Origin of the sequence: Variovorax sp. Varisp36, assembly GCF_047304235.1 — a bacterium.
Taxonomy (GTDB): domain Bacteria; phylum Pseudomonadota; class Gammaproteobacteria; order Burkholderiales; family Burkholderiaceae_C; genus Variovorax.
Genome location: NZ_JBGLYU010000001.1, coordinates 224,548 through 244,056, shown reverse-complemented (window position 1 = coordinate 244,056; position 19,509 = coordinate 224,548). Strand labels below are relative to the sequence as shown.

The window sequence follows — 19,509 nt, the reverse complement described above, 5'->3', positions numbered from 1 at the left end:
TTTCTCCCCAGGAGTACCCCGCTTCGGCCCCGACTTTTGGCCTTCGAAAGTGGCTCGCGCACAGGCTTGCGCCCCCTAAATCCCGCATCAGTTACCTCAAACTGGATGATTCGGGTAGTACGTTTTAGAAATAACCATATCCGTTTGTAACCTAACCATAAAGTACCCACATCGGCCGGTAGAAAGCTCCTAGTATGAAGTCACGAAAAGAACACAACAAATGCTCCCTCATTAATTGGGCAAATGGAAATTCCATTTGCCCAATTGCTTCCATTGTATTGCTTCCGGGATATTCAAATGGAAATTCGAAGTATTTCGCAGCCACAGGAAAGCTCTCCGGGTCTCGCCCTGGAAGACCTGTTCGTGCCGCGATGCAAGCCGGAAGGACCGGCCGGAGGCTGCACCGGTTCGCTGGCGCTCGAGCCCGGCTTTGCCCGGCGCTGGAGCCAATGGCTCGCCGCCACCGGCCAGCTGCCGGATGCCCTCTTCGCGGGCGCATGGCTGCTGCTGCAGTCGCGCTGGCTCGGAAGCCTCTGGCCCGTGCTGCACGAGGCGGGCGTTGCCCCGGCGCGCTGCACGACCACCGTCGCGTTCGATGCCACCAAGGCCGCGGGTACCTGGCTGGCTGAACTGGACCTCGCCCGCCGCGCAGCGTCGCAATCACCGCAGCCCATTGCGCCACCGGACTCGCTCTGGCTGCGCGAAGAGGTCCACGCCGACGCTCCCGTGCGGCTGCGCTTCGACGCCGCTTCGGCATTGCTTCATATAGATGCAGCCGCGGGCTCGATGGACGCCGCCGCAATCGAACAGTTGCTCGCTGCCCTTGCCGACACCGCCCAGGACCTGCTGGAGCATCCCGATGCTGCCCTCGACGACATCCACACGCTGCCGAGCACCGACCGCGCCGATCAGCTCGCAGCCTGGAACACCGCCCTCGCCCCGGTGGACCCTGTCACCACGGTAACCGGCGTGTTCAGCCGCCAGGCCGCGGCCGCCCCCGATGCCATTGCCATCGCACAAGGCGATGCGCAAATGAGCTATGGCGAACTCGACCGGCGATCCGACGAACTCGCGCGGCGCCTCCAGTGCCTGGGCGTTCGCAGCGGCGACAGCGTAGGCCTGCTGCTCGACCGCTCGATGGCCGCCATCGTGGCCCAGCTCGGCATCCTCAAGGCTGGCGGCGCCTACGTGCCGGTGCCCACCGATTTCCCGCCCGATCGGATCGCCTACATGCTCGGCGAGGCGCGTGCGCAGCACGTGCTCACCATGCAGGCGCACCACCACCTGGTCCCCCCCCACCAGGGCGTTTTGCTGCTCGACGAGTACGAAGACAAGGCAAATCGAAGTGCATGGAACCCGCCGGCCCTGGACGCCGAATCGGTGGCCTACGTCATGTACACCTCGGGCTCGACGGGCACGCCCAAGGGCATCGAGATCTGCCACCGGTCGATCCTGCGGCTGGTGGTGGGCGTGGACTACGTCGCGCTCGCTCCGGGCCGCGCCATGCTGCACGCGGCGCCGCTGGGCTTCGACGCGGCCACGCTCGAAATATGGGGTCCGCTGCTCAACGGTGGCTGCTGCGTGGTCCACGAAGAGCGCGTGCCCACCGGTGCCGGCCTCGCGCGCACCATCGCGCGCCACGACGTGCACACGGCATGGCTCACCGCCGCGCTGTTCAACGCCGTGATCGACGACGACCCGGCCCATCTCTCGGGCCTGCGGCACCTGTTCACCGGCGGCGAAGCGCTGTCGGTGCCGCACGTGCGGCGCGCGCTGGCGGCCCTGCCCGGCCTCACGCTGAGCAACGGCTACGGCCCCACCGAGTGCACGACCTTCGCGGCCACGCACCGCATCGCGTCGCCGCTGCCGGAAGACCTGCGTTCGATTCCGCTCGGGCGTCCCATCAAGGACACCGTGCTGCGCGTGCTGAGCCCCTCGATGGCACTGCTGCCGACGGGCTTCGTGGGAGAACTGTGCATCGGCGGCCACGGCCTGGCCCGCGGCTACCTGCGGCAGCCCGCGCTCAATGCCGAACGCTTCGTGCCCGACCCCTTCGGCGGTGCGGACGAGCGGCTCTACCGCACCGGCGACCTCGCGCGCTGGCTGCCCGACGGCACCGTGGAGTTCATCGGACGCCGCGACGGCCAGGTGAAGATCCACGGCCACCGCATCGAGACCGGCGAGGTCGAAGCCGCGATCCTCGCCCACCCGGACATCCAGTCCTGCGCCGTGGTCGCGCGGCCCGACGAGAGCGGCCAGCTACGCCTTGTGGCCTATCTCGTCGCGCGCTCGCAGAAGGTTTCGTGGGACGCCCTGCGTGCGCACCTCGCGGCCCGCCTGCCCGCGGCGTTGATTCCCGCCGCCCAGGTATGGCTCGCGCAGTTGCCCGTCACGCCGAACGGCAAGCTCGACCGCAGGGCGCTGCCCGAGCCGGCCGGCGAACGCCCCGAACTCGCCCAGCCCTTCGAGGAAGCGCGCGACACCGTCGAACAGCAGGTGTGCGAGGCCTTCGCCCGCGCACTGCACATCTCGAAGGTCGGGCGCAACGACAACTTCTTCGACCTCGGCGGCGATTCGCTGCTGGTGCTGCAGGTGCTCGCCGACCTGCAGCGCGGCACCGGCCTGCCGTTGTCGACCAACCTTTTCTTCCGCAATCCCACGCCAAAAGCGATAGGTGCGCGGATGCAGCAGGCGGGTGATCTGCCCGCCTCGGCCGCTGTGGTCGTCTCGGAGGATCGACCGACCACAGCGGCCACCCTTGCAGCGCGGCCGGACGCCGGCATTCACGACGCCATCGCCCTGGTTGCCACCGCCGGACGCTTTCCCGGCGCGGCCGACGTCGAGCAATTCTGGGACAACCTCGTTGCCGGGCGCGACACCATCAGCTTCTTCGACGACGCCACGCTCGACGCCGGCGTGAGCGAGGCCCTGCGCAGCGACCCGTCCTACGTTCGCGCACGCGGTGTGATCGACGGCATCGAGGACTTCGACGCTGCCTTCTTCGGCATCAGCCCGAAGGAAGCGCAGCTGATGGACCCGCAGCAGCGCGTGTTCCTCGAGATCTGCTGGGAATGCCTGGAGCGCGCCGGCTACGTGCCCGATGCCGCGCCGGGCCCGGTCGGCGTGTATGCCGGCATGTACAACGCGACCTACTTCCAGCGCCACGTGAGCACCCGGCCCGACCTCGTGGAGCCGGTCGGCGAATTCCAGGTGATGCTGGCCAACGAGAAGGACTACATCACCACGCGGGTGGCGAACCGGCTCAACCTCACCGGCCCGGCCGTCAGCGTGCATACCGCCTGCTCGACCTCGCTCGTGGCCGTGGCCCACGCCTTCCATGCGCTGCGCACGGGCCAGTGCTATATGGCGCTCGCCGGCGGCGCATCGGTCAACTGCCCGCCGCGCAGCGGCTATCTCTACAACGAGGGCTCGATGCTCTCGCCCGACGGCCGCACGCGCAGCTTCGACGCACAGGCCCGTGGCACGGTCTTCAGCGACGGCGCGGCCGTGGTGCTGCTCAAGCGGCTGGCCGACGCGCAGGCCGATGGCGACACCATCTACGCCGTGCTGCGCAGCGCCTGCGTGAACAACGATGGCGGCTCCAAGGCCAGCTTCACGGCGCCCAGCGTCGACGGGCAGGCGGCGGTGATCCGCGCTGCGCTCGCGGCGGCCGACGTCGATGCACGCAGCATCTCTTACGTGGAGGCTCACGGCACCGCCACGCCGATGGGCGACCCGATCGAGGTCGAGGCGCTGGCCTGTGCCTATGCCGAGCACACCGACGCGCTCGGCTACTGCACGCTCGGCTCGCTCAAGAGCAACGTCGGCCACATGGTCACGGCGGCCGGCGCTGCCGGTCTCATCAAGACGGCACTTGCGCTGCACCACGAACAGATTCCGCCGACCGTGCATTTCAGCGCGCCGAACCCGGCGATCGACTTCGCGCGCACACCCTTCCACGTCACGGCGAGCCTGCAGCCGTGGCCGCGCGCCGACCAGCCGCGCCGCGCAGGCGTCAGTTCCTTCGGCGTCGGCGGCACCAACGCGCACGTGATCGTCGAAGAAGCGCCACCGCGGCAGGCCTCGCCGGCGGCGGCGGGCGACCACGTGCTGCCGCTGTCGGCGCGCTCCGAGGCCGCGCTCGACACAGCCACCGAGCAGCTCGCGGCGCACCTCGAGGCGCACCCCGAACTGCCGCTGGCCGACGTGGCCCACACCCTCGCGGTCGGCCGCAAGGCCCACACCTTCCGCCGCGCGGTGGTGGCCAGCGGAACGGCCGAAGCCATCGCGGCCCTGCGCAGCGCCGACTCGCCCAGCCGCGCCAGCGGCCGCACCGCCTCGCGTGCACCGCAGCTCGTGCTGATGTTCCCCGGGCAGGGCGCGCAGTACGCAGGCATGGGCAAGAACCTCCGCGCGAACGACCCAGTGTTCGCCGCCGCGTTCGACGACTGCATGGCCGCCTTCGACGGGGCGACCGATTTCGACCTGCGCGAGCGCATGTTCTCCGGCGACGCGCAGTCGCTGGTGCCCACGGCCGTCACGCAGCCCGCGATCTTCACGCTCGAATACGCGCTCGCGCGGCGGCTGCTGGCGCTGGGTGCGCGGCCGCATGCGCTGATCGGCCACAGCGTCGGCGAATTCGTCGCGGCCGTGCTCGCGGGCGTGATGCGGCTCGAAGACGCCGCCCGGCTCGTGGCCCGCCGCGGTGCGCTCATGCAGGTCCAGCCAGCGGGCGCGATGCTGTCGGTGCGCCTGGGCGCGGCCGAACTGGCCGGCCGGCTCGGCCCGCAGCTGTCGCTCGCCGCCGAGAACGGCCCGGCGGCCTGCGTCGCCGCCGGACCCTTCGATGCCATCGCGGCGCTGCAGGCGGCGCTGGAAGCGGATGGCATTCCGGCCCGTCCGCTGCAGACCTCGCATGCCTTCCACTCCGCCATGATGGACGCGGCCGTCGAGCCCTTCGAGGCACTGGTCGGCAAGGTGGCGCTGCGTGCGCCGCAGACGCCGATCTACTCGACGCTGACCGGCCAACCGCTCGAAGACACCGAAGCCACCAGCCCGGCCTACTGGGCCCGGCACCTGCGCGAAACCGTGCGCTTCTCGCCAGCCGTACGCTGCGCGATGGCGCAGACGGCAAACCCGCTGTTCGTGGAAGCCGGCCCGCGCAACATGCTTTCCACGCTGGTGCGCCAGCACGGCGCGGGCAGCGTCGTGCCGCTGCTGCACGGCGAGCCGGCCGAAGAGGCTCGGACCCTGCGGCTGGCGTTGGGCCGCCTGTGGACCTGCGGCGCCGAGGTCGAGCTGTCGCGCCTCGCTGCACGCAACGGCGCCCAGCGCGTGTGCCTGCCCACCACGCCGTTCGAGCGCAAGCGCTTCTGGGTCGACATCGCCGCACCCACCCTTCTCCCCCTTTCCACCGCGGCCGCGTCCATCAGCGCCGCCGTCGCGGCCCCTGCCTCTTTCATTCCATCCATTCCCCTGGAGCCGATCGTGACCGCAGCAGCAACGCCCTCGCCTCTTCCCCCTCCCGCCTCGTCCATGGACGCACGCCTGCGCACCCTGTTCGAGGACATCTCCGGCCTCGACATGGCACAGGCGGAGGGACACGCGCCCTTCGGCGAGCTGGGCCTGGATTCGCTCACGCTGACCCAGGCGGCCACGCAGATCAAGAAGCACTTCAAGGTCAACCTCAGCTTCCGTCAGCTGATGGAGAAATACCGCTGCTTCGACTCGCTCTCGGCCTTCCTGCGCGAGAGCCTGCCGCCTGAGGCAGCGCCTGCGCCGGCCGTTGCACCCGCCGTCGTGGCAGCGCCGGTGGAAAGTGCCGTCGCCGTGCCGCAGGCCGCGCCGCGCCAGCCGATGCCCGTGTACATGCCGATGCAAGGCGGTGCCGCGGGCGACGCGCAGTTGTCCCAGCTGATTGCGCAGCAGATGGAACTGATGCGCCAGCAGCTCGCACTGCTGTCGGGTGCGGCGCCGGCCGCGCCGCTGATGACGCTGCAGGCCGTGCCGGTCCGGCCGGTGGCTGCAGTTCCGTCCGAGGAGCCCGCGCAGAAGGAGCCAGTGCGCTACGACGTGTCCAAGGCCTTCGGCGCCATCGCGCGCATCCACACCCAGCGCATGGCCGAACCCAGCGGCCGCCAGAAGGCACGCCTCGCCGCCTTCATCCGGCGCTATGTCGAGCGCACGCGCAAGAGCAAGGACTTCACCGACGCCAACCGCCCCCACATGGCCGACCCGCGCGTGGTCAACGGCTTCCGCCCGATCACGAAGGAGATCACCTACCAGATCGTCATCGAGCGCTCCAAGGGTTCGAAGATGTGGGATCTCGACGGCAACGAATACGTCGACGCGCTCAACGGCTTCGGCATGAACATGTTCGGCTGGCAGCCCGACTTCGTGCAGGAGGCCGTGCGCAGGCAGCTCGACCAGGGCTACGAGATCGGCCCGCAGCACCCGCTGGCGGCCGAGGTCACGGCGCTCATCTGCGAGCTCACGGGCAGCGACCGCGCCGGCCTGTGCAACACCGGCTCCGAAGCCGTGATGGCCGCGCTGCGCATCGCGCGCACCGTCACCGGCCGCAGCACTGTGGTGGTGTTCACCGGCTCCTACCACGGCACCTTCGACGAGGTGCTGGTGCGCGCCGGCAAGGGCGGCAAGGGCCTGTCGGCAGCGCCGGGCGTGATGAGCGGCATGTTCGGCGACATCCGCGTGCTCGACTACGGCACGCCCGAGGCGCTGGCGTTCATCCGCGAGAACGCCGACGACCTGGCCGCCGTGCTGGCCGAGCCGGTGCAGAGCCGCCGCCCCGACTTCCAGCCGCGCGAGTTCCTGCACGAGGTGCGCGACATCACCGCGAAGAGCGGCTGCTGCCTGATCTTCGACGAGGTCATCACCGGTTTTCGCACCGCGCTGGGCGGCGCCCAGGAACTGTTCGGCGTGCGCGCCGACCTTGCCACCTACGGCAAGGTGATCGGCGGGGGCTTCCCGGTCGGTGTGATCGCCGGCAAGCGCGAGTTCATGGACGCGCTCGACGGTGGCGCCTGGCAGTACGGCGACGACTCGATCCCCGGCGTGGGCGTGACCTACTTCGCCGGCACCTTCGTGCGCCATCCGCTCGCGCTCGCCGCGGCCAAGGCCTCGCTCACCCACCTGAAGGAAGCCGGGCCCGCGCTGCAGGCCGGCCTCAATGGCAGCACCGCCGCCATGGCCGCCGAGCTCTCGGGCTGGTGCAGGGAAGTCGGCGCGCCTGTCGAGATCCGCCACTTCGCGTCGCTGTGGCGCGTGAGCTGGCTCGAGGACCACCCGCTGCAGGACCTGTTGTTCGCAATGATGCGCAGCCGCGGCGTGCACATCCTGGACAACTTCCCGTGCTTCCTCACGAGCGCGCACAGCGCCGAGGACATCGCATTCATCCAGAGCGCATTCAAGGAATCGGTCGCCGAGATGCAGGAATCCGGGTTCCTGCCGCGCCGCGCCGTGGCCATCGCCGGCTTCGACGCGCACAAGCCGACCGAGGAAGGCTCGGTGCTGGCCCGCGACATCGACGGCCAGCCCTTCTGGTACGTGCCCGGCGCGCCCACCCCCAGCCAGCACATCTTCAATGGAAAGGCCGCAGCATGAACGCCGTTTTCAAGCCCACCGTCAGCGACGGTGCCATCGAATGCATCATTCCCACGACGGAATCGCAACGCGAAGTCTGGCTCGGCGCAACCCTGAGCACCGAGGCCTCGATGGCCTACAACGAATCGGTCCTGCTGCGCCTGCGCGGCGCGCTGGACGAGGAGGCCCTGGCGCGTGCCATGGACCGGCTGCTCGAACGCCACCAGGCCTTGCGCGCCACGATCTCGCCGGACGGCACATGCATGCTGGTCAGCCATCCGGGTGAGAACGTCCTGACCCGGCAAGACCTGAGCGGGCTCGAGCCTGAAGCCCGTGCGCAGGCACTGCGTTCGGCCCATGGCCAAGCGGTGTGCACGCCCTTTTCGCTCGAACATGGCCCGCTGTTCCGCGCCGTGCTGTACCGCCTCGGCAACGCCGAGCACGAACTCGTGATGTCGGCGCACCACGTGGTCTGCGACGGCTGGTCCTGGGGCGTCATCACCGAGCAGCTGGGCCACCTGTATGCCGAGCAGAGCGGCACCGGGCTGAAGCTCAAGGCGGCACCGCTCTTCTCCGACTTCGCCGCCGAGGAAGCTGCCGCGGCCGCGCATCCCGACATGCAGGCGCACGTGGACTACTGGCTCGGGCGCTTCCCCGGCAACACGCAGCCGGTGCTCGACCTGCCGCTGGACCGCCCGCGCCCGGCCGCGCGCACCTTCAATTCGCGCCGCACCGAGCGCCTGCTCGACAAGCGCCTCGTCGGCACCCTGCGCGTGACGAGCACCAAGGCCGGCGCCAGCCTGTTCACCGGACTGCTCAGCGGCTTCGTCGCGACGCTGCACCGCCTCACGGGCCAGGAAGACATCGTCGTGGGCGTGCCGGCGTCGGGCCAGCTCGCGCATGACGTGCCCGGACTGGTCGGCCATTGCGTGAACCTGCTGCCGCTGCGCATCGCCACGCATGCCGGCATGCGCTTCGACGCGCTGATGGACGAATGCAACACCGCCGTGCTCGACGCCTTCGACCACCAGGCGCTCACCTATGGCGCGCTGCTGGGCCAGTTGTCGCTCGAGCGCGACCCGAGCCGGCTGCCGCTGGTGAGCGTGGCGTTCAACGTCGACCCCGACGTGGCGAGCAGCGCCGAGGCGTTCACGAGCCTCGACGTGGCACAGGACACCATCCCCCGCCGCTACGAGAACTTCGAACTGTTCCTGAACCTGCGCCCGCTCGATGGTGGCCTGATGGTGGAGGCGCAGTACAACACCGACCTGTTCGATGACGTCAGCGTACAGCGCTGGCTGGACATGTTCGAGTGCGTGCTGCAGTCGGGCTCGCACAAGCCGGACGAGACGGTCGGCCGGCTCGAAGTGCTGTCCGTCGACGCCGCGCGTTCGCTGATCGCGCTGCAGCCCGCGCGCGTTCCGCTGGTCGGCATGCCGCTGGCGCATGCCGGCTTTGTCGCGCGCGTGCCTCGGCAGCCCGATCGCCCGGCGGTGCGCGACGGCGCGCGAAGCTGCAGTTACGGCGAACTCGATGCGCTGTCGAACCGCATGGCGCGTGCATTGCACGCGCGCGGCGTAGGCCGCGGCCAGCGCGTGGGGCTGTGCCTGGAGCGAAGCATGGAAATGGTCGTGGCGATGCTGGGCATCCTGAAGGCGGGCGCGTCCTACGTGCCGCTCGATCCGGCTTTTCCGCAGGCGCGGCTCGACCACTACGCCAGCGACGCACGGCTCAGCCTGATGCTGACCTCGTCGGACGTCGCCGTGGCGCCGCGCCACTGGTGCGCCGACGCGGGCCAGCGGATCTTCGAGATCGACCGCGACACCTCATGGCGGCAGCTTGCCGGCGAGACCCTGCCGCCGAGCACGGACGACCCGGGGCCCGAAGACGCCTGCTATGTGATCTACACCTCCGGCTCGACCGGCTTGCCCAAGGGCGTCATCGTCCATCATCGGGGCGTGGCGCACCTGCTGCAGTGGATGCAGCGCGAATCGGACGTCGGCCCGGCCGACCGGATCGCCGCCGTCACCACCCTGTCGTTCGACATGGCCATACCCGACCTGCTGCTGCCGCTGGCGGCTGGCGCCGAACTCGTGATGGTGCAGCGCGAGGTCGCGATGGACGGCAATCGCCTGGGACAGGCGCTCGACCAGGAGCAGATCACGCTCCTGCAGGCCACGCCCGGCATGTGGCAGCTCCTGCTCGATGCCCAGTGGGCCGGCGGCGCCCCCGGCTTTCGCGGCTGGACCGGTGGCGAGGCGCTGCGTCCGAGCATGGCGCTGGCGCTGTGCGAACGCATGGAGGGCCTGTGGAACGGCTATGGACCGACCGAGACCACGGTGTACTCCACGGCCTGGCACGTTCGCCCCGAAGAGGTCGCGTCGCGCGGCGTGTCGATCGGCCGGCCGGTCGACAACACCGAGATCTGGATCCTCGATGCCGAACTGCAGCCCTGCCCCATCGGCGTGCCGGGCGAGATCTGCATCGCCGGCGAAGGTGTCTCCCTGGGCTACCTCGATCGTCCAGAGCTGACCGCCGAGCGCTTCGTCACGGTGCGCATCTTCGGCACCGCGAAGAGGGTGTACCGCTCGGGCGACCGCGGCCGCTGGCGCAACGACGGGCTGCTCGATCACCTCGGCCGGCTCGACTTCCAGGTCAAGGTGCGCGGCTACCGCATCGAGCCCGGCGAGATCGAGGTGCGCTGCTGCGAGGTTGCGGGCGTCTCCCGCAGCGTGGTCGTGGCGCGCGAGGACAACCCCGGCGACGTGCGCCTGGTGGCCTACCTTGCCCTGGTGCCGGACGCCGGCTTCGACCTCGATGCGCTGATGGTGCACCTGCGCAAGCACCTGCCGGCCTTCATGCTGCCGCAGCACGTGGTGACGCTCGATGCCCTGCCCACGCTGCCGAACGGCAAGGTCGACCGCGTCTCGCTGCCACCGCCGCAGGCGGCCGCGCGCGAGGAGGTGCGGCGCGGCGCCGGCCCGTGCAACGACCACGAGCGCAAGGTGCTTGCGATCATGGAGAAGGTGCTGAGCCTGCCGGGCCTCGACATGGACGACAACTTCTTCACCGTGGGCGGCCATTCGCTGCTGGCCGCGCGGCTCACCACGCTGTTGAGCCGCGAGTTCCAGGTCACGCTGCCGCTGCGCTCGCTGTTCGAGTCGCCCACTGCCGGGAAGCTGGCCGCGGCGATCCAGGGCCTGCAGGGCGCGGGCGTCGGGCTGCAGGCTCCCATTGCATGCCGCCCGGAGCGCCGCAGCGCGCCGCTGACGCTTTCGCAGGAGCGCATCCGCTTCATGGAGCAGTTGCACCCGGGCCGCTCGGTCTACAACGCGCCTTCGGCGCAGCGGCTGATCGGGCAGCTCGATGCAGCGCGCTTCGAAGGCGTGCTGCGCGAAGTGATCCGGCGCCAACCCTCGCTGCGCACCCGCATGGACATCGACCAGCAAAGCGGCAAGCCGGTGCAGCTGATCGCGGAGTCCGTGGAATTCGCCCTGCCGCTGGTCGACCTGCGCGGCCTGCCGGCCGACCAGCGCGAGGCCGAGCTGGCCGAGCGCATGCAGGAGCTGGCGGACCGGCCGATCGACATCCACAGCGCGCCGATGATGCACGCGACCCTGTTCCAGGTCGACGACAACGAGCACGTCTTCATGTTCGTGCCGCACCACCTGATCTGGGACGGCTGGTCCTTCGACCTGATGCAGCGCGAACTGGCCGCGCTCTACGACGCCGCCGAGCGCGGCCGTCCGCACAACCTGCCCGCACTCGCCACCACCCACGGGGACTATGCCGAGTGGCTGGAGAAGTGGATGACCGAGCCCGCCTGCGAGGAACAGCTCGCGTTCTGGCGCGGCCGGCTCGAAGGCGCGAAGGCCGTGCGGCCGCCCGTGACCGACATGCCGCGCCGCGCGGGCAAGAGCGGCCAGGGCGGCGCGCACTGGATCAGCATCGACCTGCAAAGCACACAGCGGCTGCGCGAGATCGCGCGCGACATGGACGTGACGCTCAGCATGCTGACCTTCGGCGTCTACGCGCTGACCATGGCCCAGGTGACCGGCAACGACGCCATCGTCATCGCCAACCCGGTGCGCGGTCGCCAGCAGGCCGAGACGGAAGACGTCATGGGCTACTTCAACAACGTGCTGCCGGTCTCGCTCGCGGTGGACATGGCGCTGCCGCTGCCCAGCTTCATGCACTACGTGAAGCAGGAGCTGCTGTCGATGATGAACAACCAGCAAGTGCCGTTCGAGCGCCTGATGGCCGAGCCGGGCTATGCGGGGCAGATCAAGACCTCGGGTCCCTACCAGTCGATGTTCTCGTTCCAGGACGCGCGCGAACGCTCGCGCTCCATCGGCAGCCTGCAGACCCGCCAGATGCACGTGATGCAGCATGGCGCCACCGACGACATCGGCGTGTGGCTGATGGACAAGCCGCACGGCCTGGAAGGCGCGCTGATCTACAACGCCGACGTGTACCTGCGCGAGACCGGCGCCCAGATGCGCGAGCGCTACCTCGAGGTGCTGCGCCGCGTCGCGGACCACCCGGGCGCCACGCTCGCGGAGATCGCCAGCACCGAAGGCTCGGCCAGCGCGCTCTACCTGCGCAAGCTGGCCACCGGCGACACGGACAAGGGCGCGCCGGCCGGCGCCGGCCACGGCGACGAGCGCAAGGCCAGGCAAGGCCTGCTCAGCCCCGAGCACGCGCAGCTCGCCCAGATCTGGGCCGGCGTGATCGGCATCGACGTGAGCGAGATCCGCGCCAGCGACAACTTCTTCGACCTCGGCGGCGACTCGCTGCTGGTGCTGCGCGCCGTGCAGCAGGCGGCACAGACGCTGGGGCACCGCGTGGAGCCGCGGCGCTATCTGTTCGAAAACCTCGGGCAGATCGCCTCGTCGGCGCAGGCCGCGCCGCAAGGCGTGCCGTCCGACCTCGCGGAACTGGCCGCCGACACGGCCGCACACGCGCAGCGCGGCGGCCTTTTGGGCGCCCTCGGCAGCTGGCTGCGCAAGGGGTGATCATGGACAACTCCGACTACGCACTTTCCATCGACGCGCCGATCTGCCGGTATGTCGACCTGGACAGCTTCCCTGCGCTTCCTCCCGCGCAGATCCTGTCGGAGGAAGAGTGCGCGCGCGCCGCCAGCTTGCGGTTTCCCATCGACCGCCAGCGTTTCGTGGCCGCGCACGTCGCCCTGCGGCAAGCGCTCTGCGAGTACACCGGCCTGCATCACGCTGCACTGCACCTGGCCACCGGCTCATTCGGCAAGCCCTCGCTGTCGGGCCATACGCGCACCCAGTTCTCGCTGAGCCACAGCCAGGGCCTGGCGCTGGTGGCCATCGGCGGGCGCGGCCCTCTGGGCGCGGACGTCGAACTGCTGCGCGCGGTGCCCGACGCGGCGGTGCTTGCGGCGGAATATTTCACGCAGCGCGAACAGGAAGCGCTGGCCGCCCTGCCCGCGCACGAGCGCGACAAGGCCTTCCTGACCTGCTGGACCCGCAAGGAAGCCTGCCTGAAGGCCATCGGCGTCGGCCTGCTGGTGTCGTCGCAGAGCTTCGAGGTGGGCATTGAACCGGACTGCCGCAGCGTCGAGCTGCTGGTGGCCGGCCGCATCCTGTGGCTGGTTCTGGGGCCGGCGCCCACGCGGCTCGACTGCGTGGGCTCGCTCGCCGAATGGCGCCAGACCGAAGCCCGCGCCAGCCGTTCGGGGCGGTTGCTGGAGGCGCACGCATGAGCCGCCGAGCCGTTCTCAAGGCGAATACCGCAGCGCGTAGCGCGGAGGTTATCCAATGACTCGGTTCACGCCACTCATGTTCGGGCCGGCCTCGCGCCAGATCTTCGGCGTGTTCCATCCGGCCGAGGAAGACCGGGCCGAGAACACCGCCGTGCTCCTGTGTCCACCGTTCGGGCAGGAGGGCCTGCGCACCCATCGCTTCTTCAAGGTGCTGGCCGAGCGTCTCTCGCGGAACGGCATCGCCACGCTGCGCTTCGACTTCTATGGCTCGGGCGATTCGCCGGGCGACGAGAACGAGGGCGAACTCGACGGCTGGCGCCGAGACCTGTGCTCGGCGCACGAGGAACTGCGACGCCGCGCGCCGGGCGCTGCCATCGTGTGGGTCGGCGCCCGGCTCGGCGCCACCCTGGCCGTGCTGGCCGCGCGCGGCGGACGCTGCGACCCGGTGCGGCTGGTGCTGTGGGAGCCGGTGATCGACGGGCGCCGCTATGCGCGGCTGCTGCGCGAACAGCACGTGGCCGCCATCGACACCACCTTCTGCATCCCCGACCGGGCCTGGCACCGCAGCCTGGCGCAGGAGCCCGATGCCGTGCCCGAGGAAGCCCTCGGCACGGTGCTCTCGCCCGCGCTGCGCGCGCAGCTGGCGGCGCTGGTTCCCGAATCGCTGCCGCTCACGGCGCTGCACGACACGCTGGTACTGGCCGAGCCGGACGACGAACGCACCGCGCAATGGGCCGCCGACCAGCAGTCGCGCCACATGCCGGTTCGCCTTGCGTACTTCCGGCACCAGCTCGACTGGACCTCCGACCCCTACCCCAACAGCGCGATGGTTCCGGCCGACGCGCTCAACCGCCTCCAGGGGGCTCTCCATGAATGACGCGACACAGACACCGGTGTGCTTCGGCCCGGGCGACGCGCTGATGGGCATGCTCACCGCGCCCGCGCAGCAGGCGCCGGGCGACGTCGCCTGCCTCATGTTCAACATGGGCGCCAACCACCGCGTCGGGCCGCGCCGCATCAACGTGAAGCTGGCGCATGTGCTGGCCGCGCGCGGCGTGAGCAGCCTGCGCTTCGACCTTGGCGGCATCGGCGACAGCGATGCGCTCGACACTTCGCCCGATCTGCAGGCCCGTGCCGTGCACAGCCTGCGGGCCGCCATGGACGCCAGCGAACGCATGCTGGGCGCCCGGCAGTTCGTGATCGTCGGCATGTGCTCGGGTGTCGAGCATGCGATGCTGGCAGCCGCGGCCGACCCGCGCGTGGTGGCGCTTTCGCTGTTCGACGGCTTCGCCTTCCCGGAGCGGCGCGCCCGCTGGGAGCGCAACGTGCGCCGCGCGCTGGCCGCGCCCGCGCACCCGTCCTTCCCAGGCAAGGCCAAACGCTGGCTCCAGCGCCACCTCCTGCCCAGCCATTCGACGACGCCGCTGCCGGGCTTCTTCGCGGAGAAGCGCACACCCGAGGTCAATGCGGCCTGGTTCGGCGCCACCCTGCGGCGCCTCGTCGAACGCCAGGTGGCGGTGCAGTTGCTGTATTCGGGGTCGCTGCACGTCTGCGACCACGGCCGCGACCAGCTCGGCGCCTTCGCCCGCCAGCCCTTCACGCAGGCGCTGCAGTACGAATTCATCGCCGAAGCCGACCACACCGTCTGCACGGAACAGGGACAGCGGCTGTTCCTCCAGTCCGTCGGCGACTGGGTCGCCGACCGCTGCTTCGGCGCAAGCACCGAGCGCCGCAGCCAGAACCGTCCGATGGCGGCTGGCGCCGACCGGGCCATGCCCGCCACCCTGGCCGCGCCCTGACGCACGGCTCAGCCCCTTTCACCCAGTCGTTCCCCGTCCACCCACCGTCAACCGGCCGTCAAGGAGATCACCATGCAACGCCCCGATCCAGCGACGCAGACATGCGGCGCACGCGCCCTTCCAGCCAGAGCCCGCGCTCTGGCACCGGCACAGGTCGATGGCCGGCTGCGATGGCTGGGCCTGTGCCTGCTGCTGTCGCTGGGACTGGTCCTGCTCTCCGGCTGCGCGCCGGGCTTCGGCGGCGTGGGACCGCTCGGCTTCACCAGCACCACGGGCGACAGCACCGCCTCGGCCGACAGCGGCAAGGTCATTCCGATCACGCCCGACCTGATCCGCTCGCAGATGGCGCAAAGGCCCAAGACCACGCCCGACGGCATGAAGCGCCTGCTGGCCGCGCCACCGGTCTACACCATCGGGCCCGGAGACGTGGTCGGCATCATCGTCTACAACCACCCGGAACTGCTGCCCAACGCCGGAGCGGTGATCGCGCAGCAGACCGACCCGACCGGCGTTGCCGTGGCGCCCGGCTTCATCGTCGACGCCAAGGGTGAGATCAGCTTTCCGTTCATTGGGCGTGTCAAGCTGCAGGGCCTGACCGAAAGCGGCGCGTCCGAGCTGGTCGCGCGGCGCATCGGGACCTACATCAAGGAGCCGCAGGTCTCGGTGCGCATCCAGTCGTTCCGCAGCCAGCGCGCCTACGTGCAGGGCGAGGTGCGCACGCCCGGGCTGCAGATCTTCACCGACGTGCCGATGACGCTGTCCGAAGCCATCGGCCGCGCCGGCAGCTTCACGCAGAGCGGCGACCGCTCGCGGGTCACGCTGACGCGCGGCGGCGTCTCGACGGTGATCGACCTGCCGATGCTCCAGTCCATGGGCCTGGACGGCAACAGCATCGCGCTGCGCAACGGCGATGTGGTGAATGTCGGCTCCCGTGACGACAGCCGGGTCTTCGTGATGGGCGAGGTGCGCGGCCCCGGCGCGCTGCTGATGCGCAACAACGGCCGCCTGAGCCTCAACGAGGCGCTGGGCGATGCCGGCGGCCCCGACTTGCTGTCGGCCAGCACGGGGCAGATCTACGTGGTGCGCAACGCGCCCGACAACCTCGACACGCAGCAGATCTTCAACCTCAACGCGAGGAACCCGGCAGCGCTGGCGCTGGCCGACCGCTTCGAGCTGCAGCCGCGCGACGTGGTGTACGTCGACCACGTGCCGCTGGTCACCTGGAACCGCGTCATCAGCCTGATCCTGCCGTCCGCCCAGGTCGTCAACCTCGGCCGCGACACCGCTCGCCGGTAAGCACGCAGCCTCGCCCCGCAACACGAAAAGGTGAACCCCATGAACGCGCGCTGGCAACCTTCGCTTCCCGCACCTGCGGCTTCCCCCATGACGGTGATCGAGACCACGGCCTGGCCCCGGGAGTCCCGGTTCCACGAGTACCTCGACATCCTGATCGACAGCCGCTGGCTGATTGCCTCCATCGCCGCGCTGGCGCTGCTGGTGGGAGTGGGCTACGCGCTGTTCGGCCCGCGCATGTACGAGGCCAACATCCTGATCCAGGTGGAAGACCCCGACCGCTCCGGCGGCAATTTTCCCGGTGACGCCAACGGCGGCGGGGGCATCAGCGTGAAGACACCGACCGCCGGCGAGACCGAGATCCTGAGGTCGCGCATGGTGCTGGGACAGGCGATGGAGAACACGCGGCTGTACATCAGCGCGAAGCCGCGCTACATACCGGTGGTGGGCGAGTTCATCGCTCGGCATTCGAGCCAGCTCTCCAGCCCCGGCGTGTTCGGATATGGCAATTTCGTCTCGGGCACCGAGCGGATCGCCGTCGCGCAGATGGATGTGCCGAGCGCTTTCGAGGGCAAGAAGTTCACGCTGATCGCGGGCAGCGAAGGCAACTACACGCTGACCAACCCGGACCTGGAAACGCCGCTGAAGGGCACGGCCGGCGTGCCGCTTGAGGCCTCCGTGCCCGGCGGCACCCTGCACCTGCTGGTGGGCTCCTTCGAAGCCCGGCCCGGCGGCGCCTTCGAGCTGGTGCGCTACTCGAAGCAGCTCACCCTGCTGGGCCTTCAGAAAGACCTGCGCGTGGTCGAGAAAGGCAAGCAGTCCGGCGTGATTGACGTCAGCCTGCAGGCCCCGAACCGCGCCCAGCTGGCCGACGTGCTCAACGAGATCTCGCGCCTCTACCTGCGCCAGAACATCGACCAGAAGACGGTGCAGGCCGAGCGCGCGCTGGCCTTCCTGGGCACCGAGCTGCCCAAGTTCAAGCAGCAGCTGGAGCAGTCGGAAGACGCCTACAACCAGTACCGCAACCAGAACGGCACCATCAGCCTGGACGACGAGGCCCGCAATGCCCTGTCGCAGAACGTGGACCTGCAGGCCAAGCTGCTCGATGCGAAGCAGAAGCGGCTGGACCTGGCAAGCCGCTTCACCGCCGCGCACCCCGACTTGAAGACGCTGGACGCGCAGATCGCATCGCTCAAGAAGGAGCTCGGCTCGGTTGACGGCCGCATCCGCCGCATGCCCATGCTGCAGCAGAACTCGCTGCGCATGCAGCGCGACATCAAGGTCAACACCGACCTCTACGCCACGCTGCTGAACAGCTCGCTGCAGATGCGGCTGGCCAAGGAAGGCAAGGTTGCCAACGTGCGCGTGCTCGACCTGGCGCTGCTGGCCGAGAAGCCGGTACGGCCGAAGCCGCTGATCGTCGTCGCGCTGGCGCTGGCGGGCGGCCTGTTCCTCGGCGGCGCCGCGGCGATGGCCCGCAAGAACCTGAAGCGCTCCATCGGCAACCCCGGCGACATCGAGGCCGTTACCGGCCTGCAGGTGTACACCTCGATCCCGATGAGCACCCAGCAGCGCGTGCTCGACCGCGCCGTTCGCAAAGGCAAGCCCGGCATCAAGGTGCTGGCGGCGCTGCACGTGGAAGACCCTGCGCTCGAGGGCCTGCGCCGGCTGCGCACTGCGCTGAAGTTCGTGACGATGGGAGCGCCCAACAACCGGGTGCTGATCTCGAGCGCCACGGCCGGCGCGGGCAAGACCTTCGTGTCGTCGAACTTCGCCACGCTGCTGGCCGCGGCGGGCCAGCGCGTGCTGCTGATCGACGCCGACCTGCGCCGCGGCAAGCTGAGCCAGGAGTTCGGCCTGCAGGGCAAGGAGGGCCTGGCCGACGTCATCGCCGGTGGCGTGCCGCTCGAGGACGCCATTCACCAACATGTGCTGCCGCATCTGGACGTGATGGCCGCGGGCACCCTGCGTCCGGACCCCGCCTCCATGATGACCAGCGACACCTTCGCGCACACGCTGTCGACGCTGTCCGCGCGCTACGACATCGTGATCGTCGATGGTCCTCCCGTCCTGCTCGCGTCCGAGACCGCCGCGATGGCGCCGAGCATGGGCACGGTGCTGCTCGTGGCCCGCGCCGACGAGAGCGAGCTCGGCGAGCTGGTGGAAAGCGCCAAGCGGCTGGCTCACGTGGGCGCGGCCTTCCACGGCGCGGTGTTCAACGCGGTCGACGCCTCGAAGCGCCACTCCCGCAGCTACAGCTACGGCTACTACGCCTATGCCCCGACCCGCCGCGAACCCACCTACGCGCTGGACACGGCCGACACCGTCATGCCCAAGCGCATCCAGCCGGAGCACGCAGAATCATGAACACGCTGCGATCGACATCCTCCACCGGGCGAAGCGCCGGTGGCACGGCGGCCAACACGGCCGCGTACGGGCCGCTGGGCGGAACGCCCTCGCTGCGCCGCGCCAAGCGTGCGGCCGACATCCTGATGGCCGGCTCGTTCTTCCTGTTCTTCGGCTGGGCCTACGCGCTCATCTGGCTGGGCGTGCTCTACACCTCGGGCGGCCCGGCCATCTACATGCAGCCGCGCTACGGCAAGGACGGCCGCGTCTTCAAGTTCTACAAGTTCCGCTCGATGGTGGCCAATGCCGACGCGGTGCTGGCACGCCACCTGCGCGACAACGAGGCCGCGCGGCGCGAATGGGCCATGTACCAGAAGCTGCAGAACGACCCGCGCATCACCCGCTTCGGTGCCTTCCTTCGCAAGTACAGCATCGACGAGTTCCCGCAGTTCTGGAACGTGCTCAAGGGCGACATGAGCATGGTGGGCCCGCGCCCCTGCATGTTCGCGCAGAAGGACCTGTATGGCGAGTACTGGGACCACTACCGCGCCGTGCGCCCGGGCATCACGGGCCTGTGGCAGATCAGCGGGCGCAACGAGATCAGCTACCGCCGGCGCGCGGCGATGGACGCGGAATACGTGGCCCATCTGTCGCTGTGGCGCGACTTCGTGATCCTGCTGAAGACCTTCGGCGTGGTCGCCGGCGCACGCGGGTCCCGGTAGCCGGCTTCGATTCCGTCTC

8 protein-coding genes are annotated in these 19,509 nt (G+C 69.7%); all 8 read left to right on the top strand.

The features are described 5' to 3' along the window. Positions 1 to 297 precede the first annotated feature (297 nt). The 8 genes from ACCD11_RS01170 to ACCD11_RS01135 all read left to right on the top strand — a co-directional run bounded on the left by ACCD11_RS01170 (position 298) and on the right by ACCD11_RS01135 (position 19,490). Positions 298 to 7,620 carry an amino acid adenylation domain-containing protein gene (locus tag ACCD11_RS01170; RefSeq protein WP_413311835.1) on the top strand — a complete coding sequence of 2,441 codons (7,323 nt, stop codon included), beginning with the start codon at positions 298 to 300 and terminating at the stop codon, positions 7,618 to 7,620. Next, positions 7,617 to 12,614, top strand: a complete 4,998-nt coding sequence (locus tag ACCD11_RS01165) for an amino acid adenylation domain-containing protein (RefSeq protein WP_413311833.1) — start codon at positions 7,617 to 7,619, stop codon at positions 12,612 to 12,614. Before ACCD11_RS01170 ends, ACCD11_RS01165 begins: the two co-directional genes overlap by 4 nt. A gap of 2 nt (positions 12,615 to 12,616) precedes the next feature. Next, entirely contained in the window at positions 12,617 to 13,330 is a 714-nt protein-coding gene (locus tag ACCD11_RS01160; protein ID WP_007832121.1) for a 4'-phosphopantetheinyl transferase family protein, read from the top strand. Between the two features lie 55 nt (positions 13,331 to 13,385). After that, complete coding sequence (locus ACCD11_RS01155) at positions 13,386 to 14,207, top strand: serine aminopeptidase domain-containing protein (protein ID WP_007832123.1); 822 nt, start codon at positions 13,386 to 13,388, stop codon at positions 14,205 to 14,207. Beyond that, entirely contained in the window at positions 14,200 to 15,129 is a 930-nt protein-coding gene (locus ACCD11_RS01150; RefSeq protein ID WP_007832124.1) for a hypothetical protein, read from the top strand. The genes ACCD11_RS01155 and ACCD11_RS01150 overlap by 8 nt, the downstream gene beginning before the upstream one ends. Positions 15,130 to 15,201: 72 nt before the next feature. Further along, entirely contained in the window at positions 15,202 to 16,425 is a 1,224-nt protein-coding gene (locus ACCD11_RS01145; protein WP_007832127.1) for a polysaccharide biosynthesis/export family protein, read from the top strand. A gap of 39 nt (positions 16,426 to 16,464) precedes the next feature. After that, a complete protein-coding gene (locus ACCD11_RS01140; protein WP_413311830.1) occupies positions 16,465 to 18,789 on the top strand; it encodes a polysaccharide biosynthesis tyrosine autokinase in 2,325 nt (774 codons plus the stop codon). After that, on the top strand, positions 18,786 to 19,490 hold the full coding sequence (locus ACCD11_RS01135; protein ID WP_413311828.1) for a sugar transferase: 705 nt from the start codon (positions 18,786 to 18,788) through the stop codon (positions 19,488 to 19,490). Before ACCD11_RS01140 ends, ACCD11_RS01135 begins: the two co-directional genes overlap by 4 nt. The last annotated feature ends 19 nt before the right edge of the window (positions 19,491 to 19,509 follow it).

Excerpts from the sequence above, each read along its gene's own strand:
- ACCD11_RS01170 (WP_413311835.1), top strand. The coding sequence starts at position 298 with ATGGAAATTCGAAGTATTTCGCAGCCACAGGAAAGCTCTCCGGGTCTC.
- ACCD11_RS01165 (WP_413311833.1), top strand. The coding sequence starts at position 7,617 with ATGAACGCCGTTTTCAAGCCCACCGTCAGCGACGGTGCCATCGAATGC.
- ACCD11_RS01160 (WP_007832121.1), top strand. The coding sequence starts at position 12,617 with ATGGACAACTCCGACTACGCACTTTCCATCGACGCGCCGATCTGCCGG.
- ACCD11_RS01155 (WP_007832123.1), top strand. The coding sequence starts at position 13,386 with ATGACTCGGTTCACGCCACTCATGTTCGGGCCGGCCTCGCGCCAGATC.
- ACCD11_RS01150 (WP_007832124.1), top strand. The coding sequence starts at position 14,200 with ATGAATGACGCGACACAGACACCGGTGTGCTTCGGCCCGGGCGACGCG.
- ACCD11_RS01145 (WP_007832127.1), top strand. The coding sequence starts at position 15,202 with ATGCAACGCCCCGATCCAGCGACGCAGACATGCGGCGCACGCGCCCTT.
- ACCD11_RS01140 (WP_413311830.1), top strand. The coding sequence starts at position 16,465 with ATGAACGCGCGCTGGCAACCTTCGCTTCCCGCACCTGCGGCTTCCCCC.
- ACCD11_RS01135 (WP_413311828.1), top strand. The coding sequence starts at position 18,786 with ATGAACACGCTGCGATCGACATCCTCCACCGGGCGAAGCGCCGGTGGC.